15 protein-coding genes and 1 tRNA gene are annotated in these 18,065 nt (G+C 65.3%); 6 read left to right on the top strand and 10 right to left on the bottom strand.

Going from position 1 to position 18,065, the window contains the following annotated elements:
• Window positions 1-24 precede the first annotated feature (24 nt).
• Together ABD301_RS31595 and ABD301_RS31590 are read right to left on the bottom strand one after the other, a co-directional pair.
• Window positions 25-411, bottom strand: coding sequence for a hypothetical protein (locus ABD301_RS31595; RefSeq protein WP_344313921.1), 387 nt, complete (start codon window positions 409-411; stop codon window positions 25-27).
• A 154-nt stretch (window positions 412-565) separates the two neighbouring features.
• Window positions 566-763 carry a hypothetical protein gene (locus tag ABD301_RS31590; RefSeq protein ID WP_344313920.1) on the bottom strand — a complete coding sequence of 66 codons (198 nt, stop codon included), beginning with the start codon at window positions 761-763 and terminating at the stop codon, window positions 566-568.
• 106 nt (window positions 764-869) lie between these two features.
• On the opposite strand from ABD301_RS31590, the gene ABD301_RS31585 reads away from it, so the two are divergent.
• A complete protein-coding gene (locus ABD301_RS31585) occupies window positions 870-2,780 on the top strand; it encodes a hypothetical protein (RefSeq protein ID WP_344313918.1) in 1,911 nt (636 codons plus the stop codon).
• Window positions 2,781-3,154: 374 nt separating this feature from the next.
• Here ABD301_RS31585 and ABD301_RS31580 read toward each other — a convergent pair whose 3' ends face one another.
• The 5 genes from ABD301_RS31580 to ABD301_RS31560 form a co-directional block, all read right to left on the bottom strand.
• Entirely contained in the window at window positions 3,155-3,478 is a 324-nt protein-coding gene (locus ABD301_RS31580; RefSeq protein WP_163566926.1) for a hypothetical protein, read from the bottom strand.
• Between the two features lie 58 nt (window positions 3,479-3,536).
• Window positions 3,537-3,612: transfer RNA gene (locus ABD301_RS31575), tRNA-Lys, on the bottom strand.
• Window positions 3,613-3,729: 117 nt separating this feature from the next.
• Window positions 3,730-4,338, bottom strand: coding sequence for a response regulator transcription factor (locus tag ABD301_RS31570; RefSeq protein WP_344313917.1), 609 nt, complete (start codon window positions 4,336-4,338; stop codon window positions 3,730-3,732).
• A complete protein-coding gene (locus ABD301_RS31565; protein ID WP_344313916.1) occupies window positions 4,335-5,459 on the bottom strand; it encodes a sensor histidine kinase in 1,125 nt (374 codons plus the stop codon). The genes ABD301_RS31570 and ABD301_RS31565 overlap by 4 nt, the downstream gene beginning before the upstream one ends.
• A 19-nt stretch (window positions 5,460-5,478) precedes the next feature.
• Window positions 5,479-5,913, bottom strand: a complete 435-nt coding sequence (locus ABD301_RS31560) for a hypothetical protein (RefSeq protein ID WP_344313915.1) — start codon at window positions 5,911-5,913, stop codon at window positions 5,479-5,481.
• 276 nt (window positions 5,914-6,189) lie between these two features.
• On the opposite strand from ABD301_RS31560, the gene ABD301_RS31555 reads away from it, so the two are divergent.
• The 4 genes from ABD301_RS31555 (at window position 6,190) to ABD301_RS31540 (ending at window position 14,685) form a co-directional block, all read left to right on the top strand.
• Complete coding sequence (locus ABD301_RS31555) at window positions 6,190-10,098, top strand: alpha-N-acetylglucosaminidase TIM-barrel domain-containing protein (protein WP_344313914.1); 3,909 nt, start codon at window positions 6,190-6,192, stop codon at window positions 10,096-10,098.
• A gap of 204 nt (window positions 10,099-10,302) precedes the next feature.
• Complete coding sequence (locus ABD301_RS31550) at window positions 10,303-13,011, top strand: lectin (protein ID WP_344313913.1); 2,709 nt, start codon at window positions 10,303-10,305, stop codon at window positions 13,009-13,011.
• Window positions 13,012-13,086: 75 nt separating this feature from the next.
• On the top strand, window positions 13,087-13,848 hold the full coding sequence (locus tag ABD301_RS31545; RefSeq protein ID WP_344313911.1) for a SecDF P1 head subdomain-containing protein: 762 nt from the start codon (window positions 13,087-13,089) through the stop codon (window positions 13,846-13,848).
• A gap of 45 nt (window positions 13,849-13,893) precedes the next feature.
• Window positions 13,894-14,685 carry a nuclear transport factor 2 family protein gene (locus ABD301_RS31540; protein ID WP_163566932.1) on the top strand — a complete coding sequence of 264 codons (792 nt, stop codon included), beginning with the start codon at window positions 13,894-13,896 and terminating at the stop codon, window positions 14,683-14,685.
• Here the strand turns inward: ABD301_RS31540 and ABD301_RS31535 are convergent, their stop codons facing one another.
• The gene (locus ABD301_RS31535) at window positions 14,686-15,384 is read right to left on the bottom strand and encodes an alpha/beta fold hydrolase (RefSeq protein ID WP_344313910.1); all 699 of its coding nucleotides are present in this window, start codon (window positions 15,382-15,384) and stop codon (window positions 14,686-14,688) included.
• A 216-nt stretch (window positions 15,385-15,600) separates the two neighbouring features.
• Between ABD301_RS31535 and ABD301_RS31530 the strand changes: the two genes are divergently transcribed.
• Window positions 15,601-16,419 carry a C40 family peptidase gene (locus ABD301_RS31530; RefSeq protein ID WP_344313927.1) on the top strand — a complete coding sequence of 273 codons (819 nt, stop codon included), beginning with the start codon at window positions 15,601-15,603 and terminating at the stop codon, window positions 16,417-16,419.
• On the opposite strand, the gene ABD301_RS31525 is transcribed toward ABD301_RS31530, so the two are convergent.
• Together ABD301_RS31525 and ABD301_RS31520 are read right to left on the bottom strand one after the other, a co-directional pair.
• On the bottom strand, window positions 16,407-17,225 hold the full coding sequence (locus ABD301_RS31525; protein WP_344313909.1) for an arginase family protein: 819 nt from the start codon (window positions 17,223-17,225) through the stop codon (window positions 16,407-16,409). The two genes, ABD301_RS31530 and ABD301_RS31525, sit on opposite strands and share 13 nt — an antisense overlap.
• Window positions 17,218-17,943 carry a GntR family transcriptional regulator gene (locus tag ABD301_RS31520; protein ID WP_344313908.1) on the bottom strand — a complete coding sequence of 242 codons (726 nt, stop codon included), beginning with the start codon at window positions 17,941-17,943 and terminating at the stop codon, window positions 17,218-17,220. The genes ABD301_RS31525 and ABD301_RS31520 overlap by 8 nt, the downstream gene beginning before the upstream one ends.
• Between the last annotated feature and the right edge of the window lie 122 nt (window positions 17,944-18,065).

The raw sequence follows: 18,065 nt of genomic DNA, 5'->3' as shown, positions 1-18,065 counted from the left end.
CGACACCCAACTGGGGAAAATGATCTAGCAAAAGTGGGGAATTTCAGCTAGCGCCATCATCGGTTGGGCTACCGCATCAGCAACTGCAGTCCACAGTGCCTTCACGTCGTCGTTGGCGTCGCGCAGCGGACGAGGAAATATCGACTGCCCGTCCAACGGCGCCAAAGAGGCACCGGGTTGAGCTGAACCCACTGGGGTGGGGTTCAGCAGGTAGTAGAACGCGCATTCCAGTTCGGCTACGCCGGCAGAGTCAGGCGGCGGATCTAGCTCCGCTGCCAGACGTTTGATCGCGGCGCTAACCTCATGCGGATACAGGACGCCCTCACACGCCCGGTCAACCACCTTCGCCAGCGCCGGGACCTGTGCGGGGTCGTGCTGATACGACTCAGGCGGACCAACGTTGTCCGACACGCCGTCATCACCTCTCTCGCTCAGTCGGCGCACCAGTGAACCAGTTCATGTCCTGATGCGGCCATCGACTTTTCGCCTTAACTGCTGTGCACAGATCGCCGATGACAGATGTGTAAAGCCGGCGTCGCGGGAGCCGCCGACGCGCTGTACGACTTCAGAGGGCGCCGAGGGCGTTCAGGATGAGCAGCATCAGGGTGACCGTTCCGGCGAAGGCGACAGCGCCCCGGATGCTGGCCGCGGCCGGGCTCGCGCCGTCCTTGGATGAGAGGATCCCGGCGATCAGGGCAACGATGAGGCCGATGAGGACGGCGATGATGACGAGGAGCGATCTCGACATGGACGGGCTGGTCACATGTATGGCTCCTTGAACCCATGAGGTCGGTTGCCGGCGCTGTTGCGCGATCCTCACGACGAGATCGTGTGCGAGACTATACAGGACTAAGCGAGAGACTAGGGCGGTGGTCGTGACTCGTCGCGCTCGGCCACTTCAGGCGGAGGCAGGACCTCTTGCGGCGTTCGCGCGGGATCTGCGTGGGCTGCATGACCGTGCTGGCGACGGCGCACCGACGGTGGCCCAGATCAGCTCCGATGAAGGGATCCCCCGCTCAACGCTGTACGCAGCACTCAAGGGTGACCGGCTGCCCGGGCGTGAGGTGGTTGCCGCCTTAGTGCGGTCGTGGGGCGGTGACGTTGCGGCGTGGCTCGCGAAGCGAACAGTCGTCGAGGCCGAGTTGACGAGCGACCGCAAGGCCACGGAGTCATCGTTCGTGTCGCGTAGCGAGCGCAGATGGCGCACCATGCAGACAGCACGAAGCGTTCTCGTCGTGGTTGGAAATGTTGCATCCTTCGACCGTTTGCGCAGCTTCCTATCGTGCATGGAGGCAGACCATCGAATACGGCTGGTGTTCGCCGTCAGCAAGAGTTCAGTGTTTTCGCAAAGTCTGCGCGAGGCGCTCGGTCAGCTAGGCATCATAATCGCTTCGTGGTCTGAGGTCTCGTATCATTCCTTTGACCTAATCCTCACGACAAGTGTCCTCCCGTGGCCAGAAGGTCCCACAGGGACAGATCGTCCCGCCGGGCCAGTGCTCCTCATTCCGAGCGTCGGATTCGAGTTGCAGATCGCAGCACGGCAATTAGATGACAGCTACCGCATAGTCCTTGCAGACGAATCTGCCCGTGATCGTCTACGAGAGGCGGCGCCAGGCCTCGCTGACCAGGCAGTGATCTACGGCGACCCGTCCTTCGATCAGCTCGTGGCGAGCCTACCGCAACGAGCCTCATATCGGCGCACCCTCGGTGTTAGCAGTATGCAGAAGCTGGTGGTGGTGGCGTCCACCTGGGGAACATCGTCATTGTTTGCTGAACACTTTGACCTCGTGCAGCGACTCCTTGCCGTGCTGCCATTCGACGAATACCAGGTTTGTTTGGTGCCGCACCCCAATACGTGGGAATGGCACGGGCCGTTCCAGGTTGAGAGATGGCTGGGAGGCGCTCTTGACCGTGGGCTGCTCCTTATTCCACCCCTCGGCGGCCAGCAAGCCACGCTGGTCGCCGCTGATGTCGTCATCGGTGACCACGGCTCAGCCACGTCCTACGCCGCCGCGCTCGGCCATCCAGTCTTGCGAGTCCCCAGCCAAGCACCGACCGACATCGCCCCGGCCGAGGTGAACGCCGGCCGACATGCGGCCAGCGAACAACTCGATCCAGCAGGTGACCTGCATCGACAGGTGGAGACAGCCATCAAACGTTCGGCGACACGCTCATCGGTTGCCACAACGAATATCCGTACGCCAGAAGCGGCCATAAAGTCCGGCAAGGAACTACGCAGCACGCTGTATCAGATGCTTGAGCTCGACGCGCCAGCCGCACCATGGCAGCCAGAACCGGTCCCCGCACCTCAACCAGTGCGTCGAGAACCTGCGACTCAAGCGGTATCCACCCACGTTCGTGCGCTCGACCACCTAGCGCGTGAATTGGCGCGTGAGATCCACGAAGGCCTGACGCCATCAACGCAACGACCGTCTGTTGCAAACAGTCTGCTAGACGGCCCGGTCGCCGACGAATTCATTACCCTTCGCGATATTGCAGGCGCAAACCCGAAAGAAGCAGTACTTAGGGCGTGGAATCGGATTGAGAACCTGATGTATCTCACTATTCGCGAATTTAGCTACATCGATCTGAAACCAAGCGCGTTGGCGATGACGGACGAGTTGCTGAAGATCGGAATCGCGCCCCAGCTCGTACGAGTCGCGGATGGGCTTCGTCGCATTCGGAACGTCGTAGCGCACGTGGGAGGCGATCAGATCAGCCCGGCAGGCGCACTCGACTATGTGGACGCCGCTGAACGGTTGGCGCATTCTCTAGTGTGAACTGGTTGTAGGTGGCTCCCATTGTGCGATCTCGAAAATGGTGAAGCCGCCGGAAATAGCTGATACATACACCTGATGCTTCATATGGAAGCAACAGGTGGGGCTTTACTCTTGGTGAATCCGCATTTCTAGGACTGGAAGTCGTTCAATCCAAGAGTCGAACGACGCTTCGCTAACGGCCTCGTGCCGCCATCTCGCGCCATCCGGCCGACTCATGCATCGACCGGGTCGGACGACTCGCGGTTGTCCCGTATGGCGACACGAGCGGAGGGCGTCGCGTCGGGAGTGTGGATGAAGCGGGCAGCGCCCGGGACTGGAGCAGTCGTTGGTCCAGTCCCGGGCGCCGGCTCTGGGGTGCACCCCCGGTTGGGTGGTTACGGCGCGTCGTGACTTTTGGCTGCGGACATGCTTGGTGCAGATCCGACGAGGCCGTCGAGGAGCCGCTGGAGGGTGTTGTAGTTGTACGGCGGCAGCAGGGCCGGTGTGGTGCCTGGTGGCGGGCGCAGCAGGGTGCGTTTGGGTAGCCACCGGTCGGGGCCCGCCGGAGGCTCTATCTGTAGTTCTGCCCAGACTGTTTTCCCGCCGCTGGCGGGATACGTGACGGTGATTCGTCCGGCAGGTGGCGGGTCGGGGTGGCCGTTGGTGTCCCAGACGCCGATGAGAACGCCGCACCCGAAACCGGATGCGGCGCTGCTCAACGATCTTCGACCCCACCAGCCCTGACCCTCCTGGGCCAGGGTTCTAGTAAGAGTCCTGTGGTGGGCCCCCGGGGGATCGAACCCCGAACCCACGGATTAAAAGTCCGTTGCTCTGCCTATTGAGCTAGAGGCCCCAACCGCGCGTGACATACCTGGTCCAGCCTAGCGTCCGGCGTTTCGGCGACTGACGGCGGCTAGGCAGCGCCTAGGCGGCGGCCAGCGGCGGGTACGAGCGGACCGTACCAGCCGGCCTACAGCCAGCCGCGCTCGTCGGCCACCCGCAGGGCTTCCATCCGGTTGCGGGCGGAGGTTTTGGCGGTGGCCGCGGACAGGTAGTTCCGTACGGTGCCCTCGGCGAGGTAGAGCTTCGCGGCGATCTGGGCGACGGTGTCGCCGGAGCGGGCCGCGATGAGTACGTCGCGTTCGCGGGCGGTGAGCGGGGACTCGCCGGCCGCGAGGGTGGCGACCGCGAGAGCTGGGTCGACGACGCGCTGGCCCTGCATGACCCGGCGGATGGCGTCGGCCAGGGCTTCGGCGGGCGCGTCCTTCACCACGAAACCGACGGCGCCGGCTTCCATGGCGCGGCGCAGGTAGCCGGCCCGGCCGAAGGTGGTGAGGATGACGACCTTGCAGTCCGGCACCTGGGTGGCGAGGATGGCCGCCGCCGCCAGCCCGTCGACACCGGGCATTTCGATGTCGAGCAGTGCCACATCCGGCTGGGCCCGCAGGGCCGCGTCGACGACTTCGTCGCCGCGGCCCACCGAAGCGACCACCTCGAAGTCGTCTTCCAAGCTCAGCAGGGCGACCAGCGCCTGTCGTACGAGCGCCTGGTCGTCCGCGAGGAGCAGTTTGATGGTCACGCGGCCTCCGGTCCCAGGGACACCCGCAGCCGCCAGCCGCGTGGGCTCACGGGCCCGGCTTCGACGCTGCCGCCGGCTGCCGCTACCCGCTCTCGGAGGCCGGCGAGACCGTTGCCCGCGGGGGTCGCGCCGCCGACGCCGTCGTCGCGGACCTCCACCGCGGCCTCGGACAGGATGACCGTGCAGCGGGAAGCGCGCGCGTGGCGTACGACGTTCGTCAGGCCTTCGCGTACGACCCAACCGAACAACTCCTGATAGGCACCGTCGACGACATCGGTGGCTCCGGGCAGGTCAGCGGTGACGCCGGACGCGCGGAGCAACTCGCGGCCGCGAGCGAGTTCACCGGCGAGCGTCACCTCCCGGTAGCCGGACACGGCGGCGCGTACGTCCGCGAGCGTCTGCCGGGACAGCTGCTCGACCTCGGTGATCTCGTCCAGCGACCGGGCCGGTTGGGTCGCCGCGAGCCGGCGGGCGAGGCCGCTCTTGACCGTGATGGCGGTGAGGGAGTGGCCGAGCAGGTCGTGCAGGTCCCGCGCGATCCGGTTCCGCTCGGCGTCGGACGCCAGCCGGGCGACCTCGGCGCGCGCCTCGACCAGCGCCCGGTTGGCGCGAGCGGTCTCGTTGAACCCGGAGACGAGCAGCACGGTGAAAACGACTGTCACCGCCTGAAACCAGCCGGGACCGCTGTGCCAGGAGGTCACCGCCCACGGTACGAGCAGTGCCGCGACCACGCCGGCCAGCACGATGGGCGCCGCGTGGCGCCGCTTCAGCTGGGCGGTAGCCATCGACACGACGACCGCGAAAAGAAAGAAGCTGTCGGCTTGGGCGAAGGGAAGCGCGGCGACGAACAACGCGGCCATCGCGCCGACCAGGATCCAGAACCGATGCCAGGCGAGCCCGACCGTGGAGAGTACGGCGAGGACGTAACAACAGCTGAAACCGGCGACGATCGCATAGCCGGCGAGAGCGTCCGGCCCTTTCGAGTGCTGCGAGACCGCGACCGCCGTCACACACGGATAGATAAGCATTCCAGCGGCCAAAGCCAGCCGGCGCCAGCCATCGGCCCACCGCTGCCCTTCGGCAGAGGGCCATCCGGCTGACGCCTGCTCGCTTTCGTTCATCACGGTCACGGTACGTGAATCACCGAGTGGCGAACAACGACCGCAGGTGCCGGCCGTTGACCAGTACGACCACGCCGGCCAGCAGCAGCCCGCAGACGGCCTGCTCGACCCGCAGCCACACCGGGAAGGCGCCTGGTAGCGCCACGATGACCGCGATGGCGACCAGCATGATCGCCGAGACGAGCCGGAGCCGGAGGAAGCCGCGCCGGGAGCCGCGTGCCGCGCTGAAGCTGAACGCCAGCGTCAGCAGGGCGCTGAGGGTGACGATGCTGGCGCGGACCCAGACCGCGTCGGTCACCACCGAGGTGTCGTCGCGGAGCAGGATGACGGCCACCATGGTGAGCACGCTCAGGCCGAGGTAGCCGCCCACCAGCAGCTTCACGGTGCGAAACGCGGACAGACTGCTCGGGTGGTTCAGGTCTTGCTCGGAAACAGCGGGGGTACGGGCGTTCATGATGGACCTTTCCTTGCCAGCGTCGGGAACTTTCACTGCGACCAATGCTGGTCGTCGGCGCCGGCAGCTGGTAGTGCGGCCGTTCACCACCCACCCATGAGGTTTGTCATGAATGACAGCCAGCGTAAGTCGCTGGCAGTGGGCGTCGAAGATGACAAATATCAACTCGACCGGGATTCGGTCTTGACGGTCTGGTGCCGGCCGGCCACAGTGATCCGCAATCAACTTTCGAAAGATACCTTCATTAAGATTCCGGCGGCCCTGGAGAGGGGAACCATGCGGGGCGAACTCCGTGTCTGGGCGGCTGTTGCGGTGGCCGCGCTGGCCGCGTCCGTACTGCCGGCCGCTGCCGCGGCGGCTGTGACCACGGCAAAAGCAGCGCCTTTCGATTCCACCCCGGCCGAACAGGCGCTCGTACGACTCATTGGCCAGAGTGATGCCGACCAGGTGAGTTTGCAGGCAGTCAGCAAAACCAACGGCCAAGACTTCTTCAACATTTCCGCCAGCGGAACGCAGGTTGTCATCTCCGGCACCACGCCGGCGGTGCAGCTGACCGGCGTCGGGTGGTATCTGAAGTACGTCGCGCACGCGGACATCGGGTTGGACGACAGCCAGCTCACTCTGCCGGCACAGCTGCCGTTGCCGGCGCAGCCGATCCACCACAGCGCGTCGGTGGCGAACAGGTTTGCGTTGAACGACACCAACGAAGGCTATTCCAATCCCTATCTCAGCTGGCCGCAGTGGCAGCACCGGATCGACGTGTTGGCCCTGCACGGGATCAACGAAGTGCTCGTTTACGAAGGCCAGGAAGCGGTCTACCAGCAGACTTTCCAGCAGTTTGGCTATTCCGCCGACGACCTGCGCGGCTGGATCCCGGAGCCTGGACATCAGCCGTGGTGGCTGCTGCAGAACGAATGCTGCGTCGGCGGCCCGATGTCCCAGCAGCTGATCGACCAGCGGGCCGGGCTCGCCAAGAACATCGCCAACCAGCTGCAGGCCCTGGGCATGACTCCGGTGCTGCCCGGCTATTACGGCACGGTGCCACCGAATTTCGCGGCCAAGAACGCCGGCGCACGAGTGCTGCCGCAGGGTGACTGGGCTGGGTTCGCGCGACCGGACTGGCTGGATCCGAACAACGCGGTCTACGCCCAGGTGGCGGCCGCCTTCTACGCCGCTCAGACCGCCCTTTTCGGGGCCAGCACGATGTACAAGATGGATATCCTGCACGAGGGCGGCGACCCGGATGGCATTGATATTGGCGGTGCTTCGAAGTCGATTCAACAGGCCCTGGAAACCGCTCATCCCGGTGCGATCTGGGCGATCCTCGGCTGGCTCGCCAACCCCCTCCCCGCCTTGTTGAACGCGGTGGACAAGTCCAAGCTCCTGGTGTTGGACAGTGATTCCGACGACTCTGCGCCAGAACCGAACCGGGACTCCGACTGGAAGGGCACGCCGTACGCCTTCGGCACCATTTGGAACTTCGGTGGGCACACCAACACCGCCGCCATGGTCAAGGTGTGGAACCAGCGATTTTACTCCTGGCTGGGAAGATCCGGGACGGTGATGAGCGGCATCGCGGCGATGCCCGAGGCGATCGACAACAATCCGGCGGCTTTCGAGTTCTTCACCGAGATGGCCTGGCAGGACGGGCCGGTCGACGTGGACACCTGGTTCGCCAACTACGCCACCGCGAGGTACGGCGCGGTGGACGCGCATGCGCAGGCGGCCTGGAAGGCGATAGAGAACACCGCCTACTCCATCACCGTCGATCCCCGCGATGCGACCAGCTATTTCGAGCAGGCGCCCGGCTTCGGTCCGTTGAATTCACTCGGGTACGACCCAGCCGCCTTCGCCGCGGCGCTGCCGCAGCTGCTACAAGTCGCCCCAGCGCTGCGAAACTCCACGGCCTATCAAGACGACCTGGTCGATGTGGCCAGACAGGTGATGGCGAACGGCAGTCGTACGTTGCTGCCGCAAATCCAGTCGGCGTACAACGCCAAGGACATCGCCGGTTTCGAGCGGCTGAGCGGGCAGTGGATGACGAACATGCGACTGCTGGACCAGTTGTTGGGCAGCGACAGCAACTACTTGTTCGGCAGCTGGCTGGCCGGCGCGACCGCCGAGGCCGGCTCACCGGCCGAGGCCGCCAATCTCCGGTACGACATTCGATCGATGGTCAGCATCTGGGCAACGGGCGCGGCGGGAGTGAACGACTATGCGCGCCGGGAGGACAACGGGTTGGTGGGCGACTATTACGCCAGCCGCTGGCGGCTCTTTTTCGCTGGCCTCGACCATGTGCTGACCTCTGGTGGGGCGGTTCCGTCGAATGACTGGACCGCGATGGCACAGGCCTTCGCCAACGACGACGGTGGCAATCCGCGTTATCTGACCCAGCCGGAGGGAGACTCGTACGCGCTCGCCACTCAGGTCGCCGCGGACAATCCGACCCGCGGAGTGACGGTGACGGCCAACCCGGTTTCGGCGCAGCCCGGTGGAACTTTCCCGGCCACCGCGGTTTTCGCCAACCAGAGTGGTCAGGCAACGCAGACCGTGCACCTTTCCCTTGCCGCGCCGGCTGGCTACACCGTCTCCGCGACCACTTCGACCACCACCTCCGGGGTCGCGGCCAACGGGACATTCTCGGCCACCTGGAACGTGACGGTCCCAGCCACCGCGGCGGCTGGCAGCGTACCGACGCTCACGGCGCAGTCGTCGTGGGTCGTTGCCGGTATCACGGGCACCGCATCAGGCACTACGAGGGCGCTGGTCACCGGCGGTGTTTCCGGGACGTACAAGACCTTCTCCTCCAACGGGGCTGGGTTTGCCCAGTCTGGCAGTGATTTCGCCATCGCCGGCGGCGGTGCGGACGTCTGGGGTGCCACGAACGAGTACGGTTCGGTCTTCCTGCCGGACACCCTCGCCACCGGGCATGCGGCCCAGACTTTGGTGACTTCGCAGGACAACACCTCGCCATGGGCGCGAGCCGGCCTGATGACCCAGACGGACATCCCCGGCGCTGGATCGGGTGGGTACGCCACCATAGCGGTCACTCCCGCGCACGGCTGTGTCTTCAGCTGGGACACCAATGGTGACGGTCAATTGGATGCCAACACCGAGGTCGACGGCTTCGCGCCGGCTGTCTATGTCCGGCTCGGCCGCGACGGCGACCAGTTCACCGGATCGTGCGGCAGCGACGGGAAAAACTGGACGACAGTCGGTTCGGCGACCCTCTCCGGTACGAGCCCCAGTGAGGACGTCGGCCTGTTTATGAGCGCCGCCAACGCGGACACCGGCCGGCTCGGGGTCGCCCAGTTCTCCGGACTCACGATCGGCTCGTACGCGCCGCCAGCCGCGGCCGACGATCCAGTGGTGAGCGTCGGAAAACCGGTGGCGACGGAGTCCTCGGAGGGCGGCAATCCGCCGACCGCGGCCAACGACGGCAACCGGGGAAACGACCCGTACTGGGGCTGCGTGATTCCACCCACCGGCGGTGCCTGGTGGCAGGTCGACCTTGGCATCCTCACCGACGTTTCCACAGTGAACGTGCGAAACTACGTCGACGGCAGCAGGTATTACACATATCAGCTGTTGGGCAGTGCCGACGGCACACATTTCTTCGCGCTGGGCGGCAAGAGCGGTGCCAGTCCGGCCACCGACGGCGGCGAGACCTTCGCTGTGCAGGCGGAGGCCAGATATGTCCGGGTGGTCGGACTGAGCGATTCCGCCAACACCAGTTTCCACCTCAGCGAGGTCAGTGTGCGGGGCCACCAACCGCTGGTGAGCGTGGGAAGGCCGGTGACCGCGCTGTCTTCCGAGCCGGGAAACCCGGCCACCGCGGCCAATGACGGCAGCCGCGGGAACGACCCGTACTGGGGGAGCGTGATCCCGGCCAGCGGTGGCACCTGGTGGCGGGTCGACCTCGGCCAGCTGACCAACGTTTCGTCGGTCAACGTCCGGAACTATGTGGACGGCACCCGATTTTACACTTACCAGGTGCAATCCAGTACGGACGGCACCACATTCTCCACTTTCGCCAGCAAGACGAACGCGAATCCGGCCACCGATGCCGGCGACGCGTACAGCGCGCCGGTTCAGGCGCGGTATATCCGCATTATCGGGTTGAGCGACTCAGCGAACAACAGTTTCCATCTCACCGAGGTCAGCGTCTACGGCCGCCCGGCCTGATCAGGGGATCTTCAAGCCATTCTCGACCGGCGTACGAGTGCGGTTCGCTCATTCCGCCGCTGAGCACGGATACCGCACACCTTTCGTTCCGATTGCGGCCAGTAATCGCGGTTGACCTTGACACAGGAGACTTGTCCGGAGTTTTCTCGTGGATGTTCGCGCACGTGTAACCCATCCGGCACCGGACGCGAGGGACGACGTTTCATGATCCCATCAGGCAGATCTGGATTCCGATCACTGTCGATCGCGGCGGCCTGCGCCGCGGTCGTCGGTGCGATGCTCGCCGCTCCCGGCCAGGCCGCGCAGGCGGCGACGCTGGTGAGCGACCCGGCTTCGGTGGTGAGCCCGTTCATCGGCACCACCAACAGCGCGGACGACTTTCCCGGCGCGGACGCACCTTTTGGCATGGTGCAATGGAGTCCGGACACGCCGAGCCGGCCAGACGGCGGTGGTTACGAGTACAACGACTCGTCCATCACCGGATTCAGCCTGACCCACATGTCCGGCCCGGGCTGCCCGGCGGACGGTGACATTCCGATCCTGCCCACCACCGGCGGCATCAACACCGGCGCCACCGACGCTTTCACGCACGCCAACGAATCCGCGAACGCCGGCTATTATTCGGTGGGCCTGAACAACGGGATCAAGACCGAGCTGACCGCGACCACCCGCAGTGGCATGGCCCGTTTCACCTTCCCGTCCACCACCCAGGCCAACCTGATCTTCAAACTGACCGGCGGCGCGACCGGTGACTCGGCGACAAGTTGGGCGGTCGTGGGCACCAACGAGGTGCAGGGATCGGTCACCTCCGGTCATTTCTGCGGCGCTGGCAACACGTACACGGCATATTTCGACATGATCTTCGATCAACCCTTCACCACCAACGGCACCGCGATCGCCAAAACTTCGGCAGTGGCACCGAGCAAATCCAAACTGCATGGAGCCCTTCCGCGCACCGGCGTCACCCCGAAGGCGGCCGCGGCTGGTCCGAACAACGGCTACGTCACCTTCAACACCACCGGAAATCACGTCGTACAAGCCAAAGTCGGCCTCTCGTACGTGTCGACCGCGAACGCGGCGGCCAATCGTACGGCGGAGAATCCGAACTGGGACTTCGACGCGATCCACACGGCTACCCACAGTTCCTGGAACACCTTGCTCAATCGCGTCCAGGTCGGTGGCGGCACGACCGCGCAACAGCAGATCTTCTACACCGCGCTCTACCATTCGTTGCTGCACCCGAACGTCTACTCGGACAGTAACGGCCAGTACATCGGGTTCGACAACAAAACCCACACCGTGGACAGCGGACACTCGGCCTTCTACGCCAATTTCTCCGGCTGGGACATCTACCGCAGCCAGGCACAGCTCTCCGCGCTGGTCGCGCCGGGCCAGACCAGTGACATCGCGCAGTCGATGATCGACGAATACCAGCAGAGCGGGATGTTCCCGAAATGGGCGCAGAACAACGGAGAGTCGTACGTGATGGTCGGTGATCCGGCCGACGAGATCCTCGCCGACTACTACGCCTTCGGCGCGACGAACTTCGACGCCGCCACCGCGTTGGCCGACATGGTGAAGCAGGCGATGGGTCCGACGAACATCCGGCCTGGCCTGAACTACCTGAACAGCCCCGGATATCTGGCCAGCGACGGCGCGTACGCATGCTGCAACTTCTATGGCGCGGTGTCCACTGAGCTCGAATACAACAGTGCGGACTTCGCCATCTCTGCGTTGGCTGGCGCGCTGCACGACACCGCCAACCAGACCACCTTCCGGAACCGCGCGCAGGACTGGCAATACACCTTCAACCCGTCCAGTGGCTTCATGCAAGGCAAAACAGCGGCCGGTAGCTGGGCCGGCGGGTTCAATCCGGCCAGCTCGGACAACTTCGTCGAGGGCACGTCGTGGCAGTACACCGGGATGGTGCCGTTCAACATCGCCGGCCTGACCGCGGCCAAGGGCGGAAACGCCGCGATGATCAGCTATCTCAACAGCGTGCTGGCCGGTTTCCATGGCAGCGGCGGAAGTCAGGCCGATCTCGGCAACGAGCCGAGCCTTTACCTTCCCTGGGAATATGACTACGTCGGTCAGCCGTACCAAACCCAGCGGATCGTACGGCAGGTGCAGGACCAGATCTGGACCGACGCGCCGGGCGGCCTCGCCGGCAACGACGACCTCGGCGAGATGAGTTCCTGGTACGTGTTTTCCGCACTGGGCATGTATCCGGAGACGCCTGGCACCGCGGACCTCGCGCTGGGCAGCCCGCTTTTCTCGCAAGCGGTGATAACCCTGCCCAGCGGCAACACGTTGACGATCAACGCACCGCAGGCGGCGGACAACGCGCCTTACGTCCAGAGCGCGTCCTGGAACGGCACCGCCTGGAACAACGCGTACGCGCCCACCGCGGCGCTGACCAGCGGCGGCACTTTCGCTGTCACCGAAGGAACTTCGGCCAACACCAGTTGGGCGAGCGGGTCCACCGCGGCGCCGCCTTCGTACGCCGGCAGCGGCCGACCGTACAAGACCGGTGCGATCACCTCGGCGATTCCGGGACTGTGCCTGGACACTCGCGGCAGCGGTACCGCCAATTCCACCGCTGTCCAGGTCTACGGCTGCAACTCAACCGGTGCGCAGATGTGGGCCATGGTGCCCGATGGCACGATTCAGGCGCAGGGCGGCTGCCTGGATGTGTCCAACAGCGGGACCGCTGACGGCAGTCTGGTTCAGCACTACGAGTGCAACGGCAGTGGTGCTCAGCAATGGCGAGCGCAGTCCAACGGCGCGCTGCTCAACCCGGAATCGGGTAAATGTCTGGACGATCCGAATTCCAGCACCGCCAACAGCACCCAGGTGCAGATCTACACGTGCAACGGAACCAATGCCCAAACCTGGGCAGTGCCCTCCACATAAGTAGACTTGACAGCTCTGCGAGGGTGGCCTTGGGACGCGCCCTCGCAGAGCGCATTGTCGAGTGGAGGAGATCGGGTGGCATCGCTGTCCGCACCGCCGCCGCGGCGGCGCCGCACCGGGTTGGTCCTGCTGCTGATCCTGGTGCCGTCGCTGCTCGTGGTCGCGTTGATTTTCGCTGTCGGGTTGTACGTTCTCACCACTCTCGGGCCCGGCCAGAACCTGCCAGCGGGGTGGCCCACCGCTGGTTTTGTGGTCTCTGGCAACCCCACCAGCGACACCCGCGACCAGGTCGGCAAGATGTTGGTCGCACGTGCTGGCGGCAGCGCGCGGTACACGACGCGGCCAAACGGAGTGCTCATCGGCGTTCCCCTCGCCGAAAAGTCGGCCCTGCAGCGAATCCGGTCGCTGGCTCCGATCCACACCGATGTCGAGTTCCGTCCGGTGTTGAGCACCGGCACCTCCGGTGCGGCGAGCGTTCTGCCTTCGCTGGACGGGAAAAACACGTACCAGGTCGGCCCGGTGGCGATGACCGGCGTCCATGTCAGCGCCGCCGAGTCGGCGGCATCCTCCAACAGCCCCGGCGACTGGCAGGTGACAGTGTCGTTGGACGCCGCCGGCGCGAAGGAATTCGATGACGTCACCGCCCGGCTGGTCGGCCAGGAGCTCGCGATCGTGGTGGCCGGCACGGTGGTGTCGGCGCCGATGATTCAGGACGCGATCACCGGTGGACAGGTGATCGTGCAGGGCAAGTTCAGCCACGCTGACGCGGACGGTCTCACCGCCGCCTTTCAGCTCGGGCAGCACCCGGTCACGGTGAATGTCGGCAATCCAGGCTGACTATGACTGACAGACGGTGTCAGTCATTGCTCGTACGGTTGTCTCATGCCAACTGAAACGGACATCAAAGCACTAGTCGACAGTTACGCCGCAGTCTGGAACGAAGGCGATCCGGCGGCTCGCCGGAAGGCGATCGCTCACCTGTGGGCCGACGACGGGGTGGAAGTCCTGCCCTCCGGCGAAATCCATGGCCATCAGGCACTGGAGACCCGCATTCGTGAGGCGTACGAACAGTTTGTCGCGGGCGGCGGCTTCGTTTTCCGGGTCGCGGCAGACGTGATGGCACATCACGACGCCGTCACCTTTACCACCCAGATGGTGCCGGCCGGTGGCGGTGACATCGCCTGGTCCGGGTCGATTTTCCTGCTGCTGGACGAGAACGGGCGGATCCGGCGCGACTACCAGTTCGCCCCGATCGTGCACCCGGCGGTGCGTACGGTCGAGGAGTTTCTGCGCAGGCTGGCCGAAGGTGACCTTGACGGGCTCGCTGAACTGTTTGCGCCGACGGTTGACTGGCAGCTCGACTGGCCGGCGCAGGGGCATCCGGCGGTGCCCTGGATTCGGTCCCGCTCGACCCGCGCCGACGTGATCGACCATTTCCGTACGCTGGACGCGTTTCACCTGCCGCCGAAGGAAAAACCGGCGGCGCCCAGCATTCTCGTGGACGGGAACAACGTGGTGGTGCTGGGCGAGATCCGGCAAACCGTACGGGCGACCGGTCGTGCCTACGCGGCGAGGTGTGCGGTGCATCTGACTGTTGAGGACGGGCTCATCACGCGCTATCACGTGTACGAGGACAGCCTCACCGTCGCTGAGGCACTTGCTGCCCCGCGCTGATCAGCGCCGCCGAATGGGCGCCATCGTGGGCACCGGGTCGTGGGTAAGGAAATCCAGGATGACCTGGTGGCAAAGCGCCGGCTTTTCCACCAGCAGGCCATGGGAGGTGCCGGGGAGCACCGCGAGTTCACCGGCCGGCAGCGCCTCGTACATGGTGACCGCGTGCTCGAGCCGGACCTCGTCGTCGTCGCCCAGCAGCACCAGGGTCCGGTTCGGTAGCCCGGCCAGCTCCTGGACCGTCACTGTCGGTCCGTCGGCGTGCATCTGCTGTAGCTTCAGCGAAAAGTCGTCGTCGGCCGCGCCGTCCAACACTCCATCGTGCCAGCCGTCCCGGTGAAAGACGCCAGCCGCGAACACCAACCTTGCGACCAGATCGGGCCGTCGCAGCGCGGTCAGCAACCCCACGATGGCGCCATCGCTGCAGCCCATCAGATCCGCCGGCTCGCCGACCACCGTCTCCAAAAATGCGATGGTGTCTTGCGCGCCCTGCTCGAATGTGTACCGGCCGGCCACGTCCGGTGTGTTTCCATGGCCACGCCTTTCCGGTGTATAGATGTGAAAATGTTCGGCCAGCGGACCGATATTCACCTCGAACGCGGCCGCGCCGTAGCCGCCAGGATGCAGCAGAACGAGCGGCCGTCCTGTCCCGTATTCCTCATACCAGGTGCGTACGCCATCAAGATCCACATAGGTTGCCATCCCTTGACTCTCGCAGCTGGTGGTCCGCGGTGGAAGGACGAAGTTCGCAAGACAGTCTTGCGCCAACCAAAACAACGGGACTCTTTGACGTTGCGAGAGAAGTCGGTCCGAATGCGGACTACGTATCTATTGTCGCCCATATGAAACTGGTCAGCTTTCGTGTCATCATCTTTCGGAGTGGCCGGATGGTGGCGAAAGGTGGGCGTCGTGTCTGCTATGCGGAAGAACTTCGTTCGGCTGTTGGTGCTGACGGCAACTCTTGGGGCAATGGCAGCACCGGTCGCGGCGGTGGCCGCGCCGACGCCGATCACCATTTCCTCGCCGTCGTGCCCATCGGTGCTGAAACAAGGCGAAAAGGACGGCTGCGTCACCGATCTGCAGACGCGACTCAATCGCTATTACGCGCTGTTGGGGGTTGACGGGGATTTCGGCTCGGACACCTTGGCCGCGGTGAAAACGTATCAGTCGGCGCAGGGACTGTCGGTCGACGGTGAGGTCGGGCCGGCGACGAAACAGTCGTTGCTGCGGACCATGGCGACGCCACCGCCGGGTCTCGCGACCGGTGGTGGCGCCAGTACGATCGTCCAGCACGCGACCGCGATCAAGAACGGCGCGGCCGAACATGGCTGGCGCGGCGGCCAAATCACGTACGCGTGGGGCGGCGGCCACGGCGGTTCGGCCAAGCCGTCCGCCGGCACCTGCGACGGCTACACCGGTTTTATCAGCCCTTGCCCGGCAGAGGTCACCATCGGGCTGGACTGTTCCGGTTTCAGTCGGTGGGTGTACGACCTGGCCTTCGGCTCGGACGTGCTCGGCGGTGGCACCGCGAATGACCAAATGCACCAGCTACACAAGGTCAGTGCCGCCAGCGCGGTGCCAGGTGACCTGGTTTTCTTTGGTACGTCGTCAAATGCCCATCACGTCGGGGTCTTTGTCGGCAGCGGGAAAATGATCGACGCCCTGCAGACCGGAACGCTGGTGCGTACGGACTCGCTTCAGTCCGATCTGATTGGCTATTTCCACTACAGCGGCTGAACGGCCGGGTCGGGCCATACCAGGTCGGCGCCGAGTGCTCTGACGAGCCGAGTGATCGCATCGCGGGTGGTCTGGTCGCTGACGCGGTCGGGCAGCCAGGCGCAGGCGATACTGGCGCCCACCACATCAGCGGTGCCGCAGGCGGCGGCGAGGCATTCCTCGATCTGGCTGAGGGAGGGCCCTGGGCCGGACGGAAAGCGCAGGTCGGGCAGCTGCGAGCTGTCGATGACGTCCACGTCGAGATGCACGTGGACCGGCGTACGGCCGAGCTCGCCGAGGGCGGCGGTGATCGCGGCCGGATCGGCGGGAACGCGGCGGACCTGGCTGGCGGCCAGGGCGTCGCGTTCGGCGGGGTCGAGGTCCCTGGCGTCAGCGAGCACGACACTGGTCTCGGCCACCGGCCGCAACCCGAGCGCATCGTCGAACAGCTCGGGCGTACGGCCGGTCAGCATCGCTATCGCCATGCCGCCGAGGTAGCCGCTGGTCGATATGGCGGGCGTATTGAAGTCGCCGTGAGCGTCCAGCCAGAGCACGGCCAAGTCGGGTTGGCGGCGCTGCAGCCCGGCGACCACTGCCCTGGCGGTAGGGCAGTCGCCGGAGAGCACCAGCGGCCTGGCGGTACGCGTCACCGCATCGACGGTGGCCTGATGCAGCAGGCTCATCCGGACGGGGACCGGCCCGGGAGACAGGGTCGGGCGTACGACCTGGGTGGTGTTGGCGGGGATGGGGAAGGCCGGGATGTGCTCGTCGAGATGCCAGGGCGAGACGATCAGATCCCAGGCGTCGCCGGTGCTGTGGTCAGTCATGGGGTGTCTCTGCTTCTTTGCGGTGGGTGAGTTTTTGGCGTTGCGCGAGCAAATCGACCAGCCGTTGCAATTCGGCGGCGCCTACTTGCAGGTGCGTGGTGAGTTCCGCCCTGGCTTGTGCCGGGCTGCCGTGCAGCGCGTCCAGTAGCCGACGGTGGTCGTCCGCCGTACGGCCGAGTTCGCGACTGGAGCGTTCGGCCAGTGCCAGGGCGAGGCGCTGCTCTTGCTGGAGCTGTCCATGAAAGCGGCGCAGCCGGGGGCTGCCGGTGGCCGCGACCAGGGTGGCGTGGAAGCGCCGGTCACCGTCCAGCACGGTGTCGATGTTGCCGTGGCCGAAGGCACGTTCTATCTGGTCGACCAGGTCGGCGAGGCTCGCGTAGACCGCCGGATCCCGGTGCTCGGTGAGGGCGTCGGCTGCGGCCAGTTCCACGGCGGCGCGGGCAGCGTAGATGTCGGCGACGTCGGACCCAGTGACTTCCGCGACGACGATGCCGCGGTTCATTTGGTAGCGGACCAGGCCCTCGCTTTCGAGCGTACGTGCGGCTTCGCGCAAGGTGCTGCGGGAGACGCCGAGCTCGGCGGCGAGGGCGACCTCGCGCAGCGGCATGCCCGGCAGCAGCCGCCCGGACAGGATGACCTGCCGTACGGCGTCGACGGCCTGCTCGGTGGTGCTCTGCCGCTGGATGCTCGCACCCAGGCCGGCAATCGGACTCGTCATGCTTCCTGCCTTGAAGTCTTGGCCTGTCGTGAGACCAGGTTATCATATTGTCCGGCAATCTGGCAAGGCCGTGTCAGGGCAGTGACGGTTCCGTGTCAGAGGAGTAGGCGAACGTGGCCGCC

This window comes from Fodinicola feengrottensis, from assembly GCF_039530045.1.
Classification (GTDB): Bacteria; Actinomycetota; Actinomycetes; order Mycobacteriales; family HKI-0501; genus Fodinicola; species Fodinicola feengrottensis.
The sequence above is the reverse complement of the archived record's forward strand: the minus strand, read 5'-3'. Positions and strand labels throughout refer to the sequence as shown.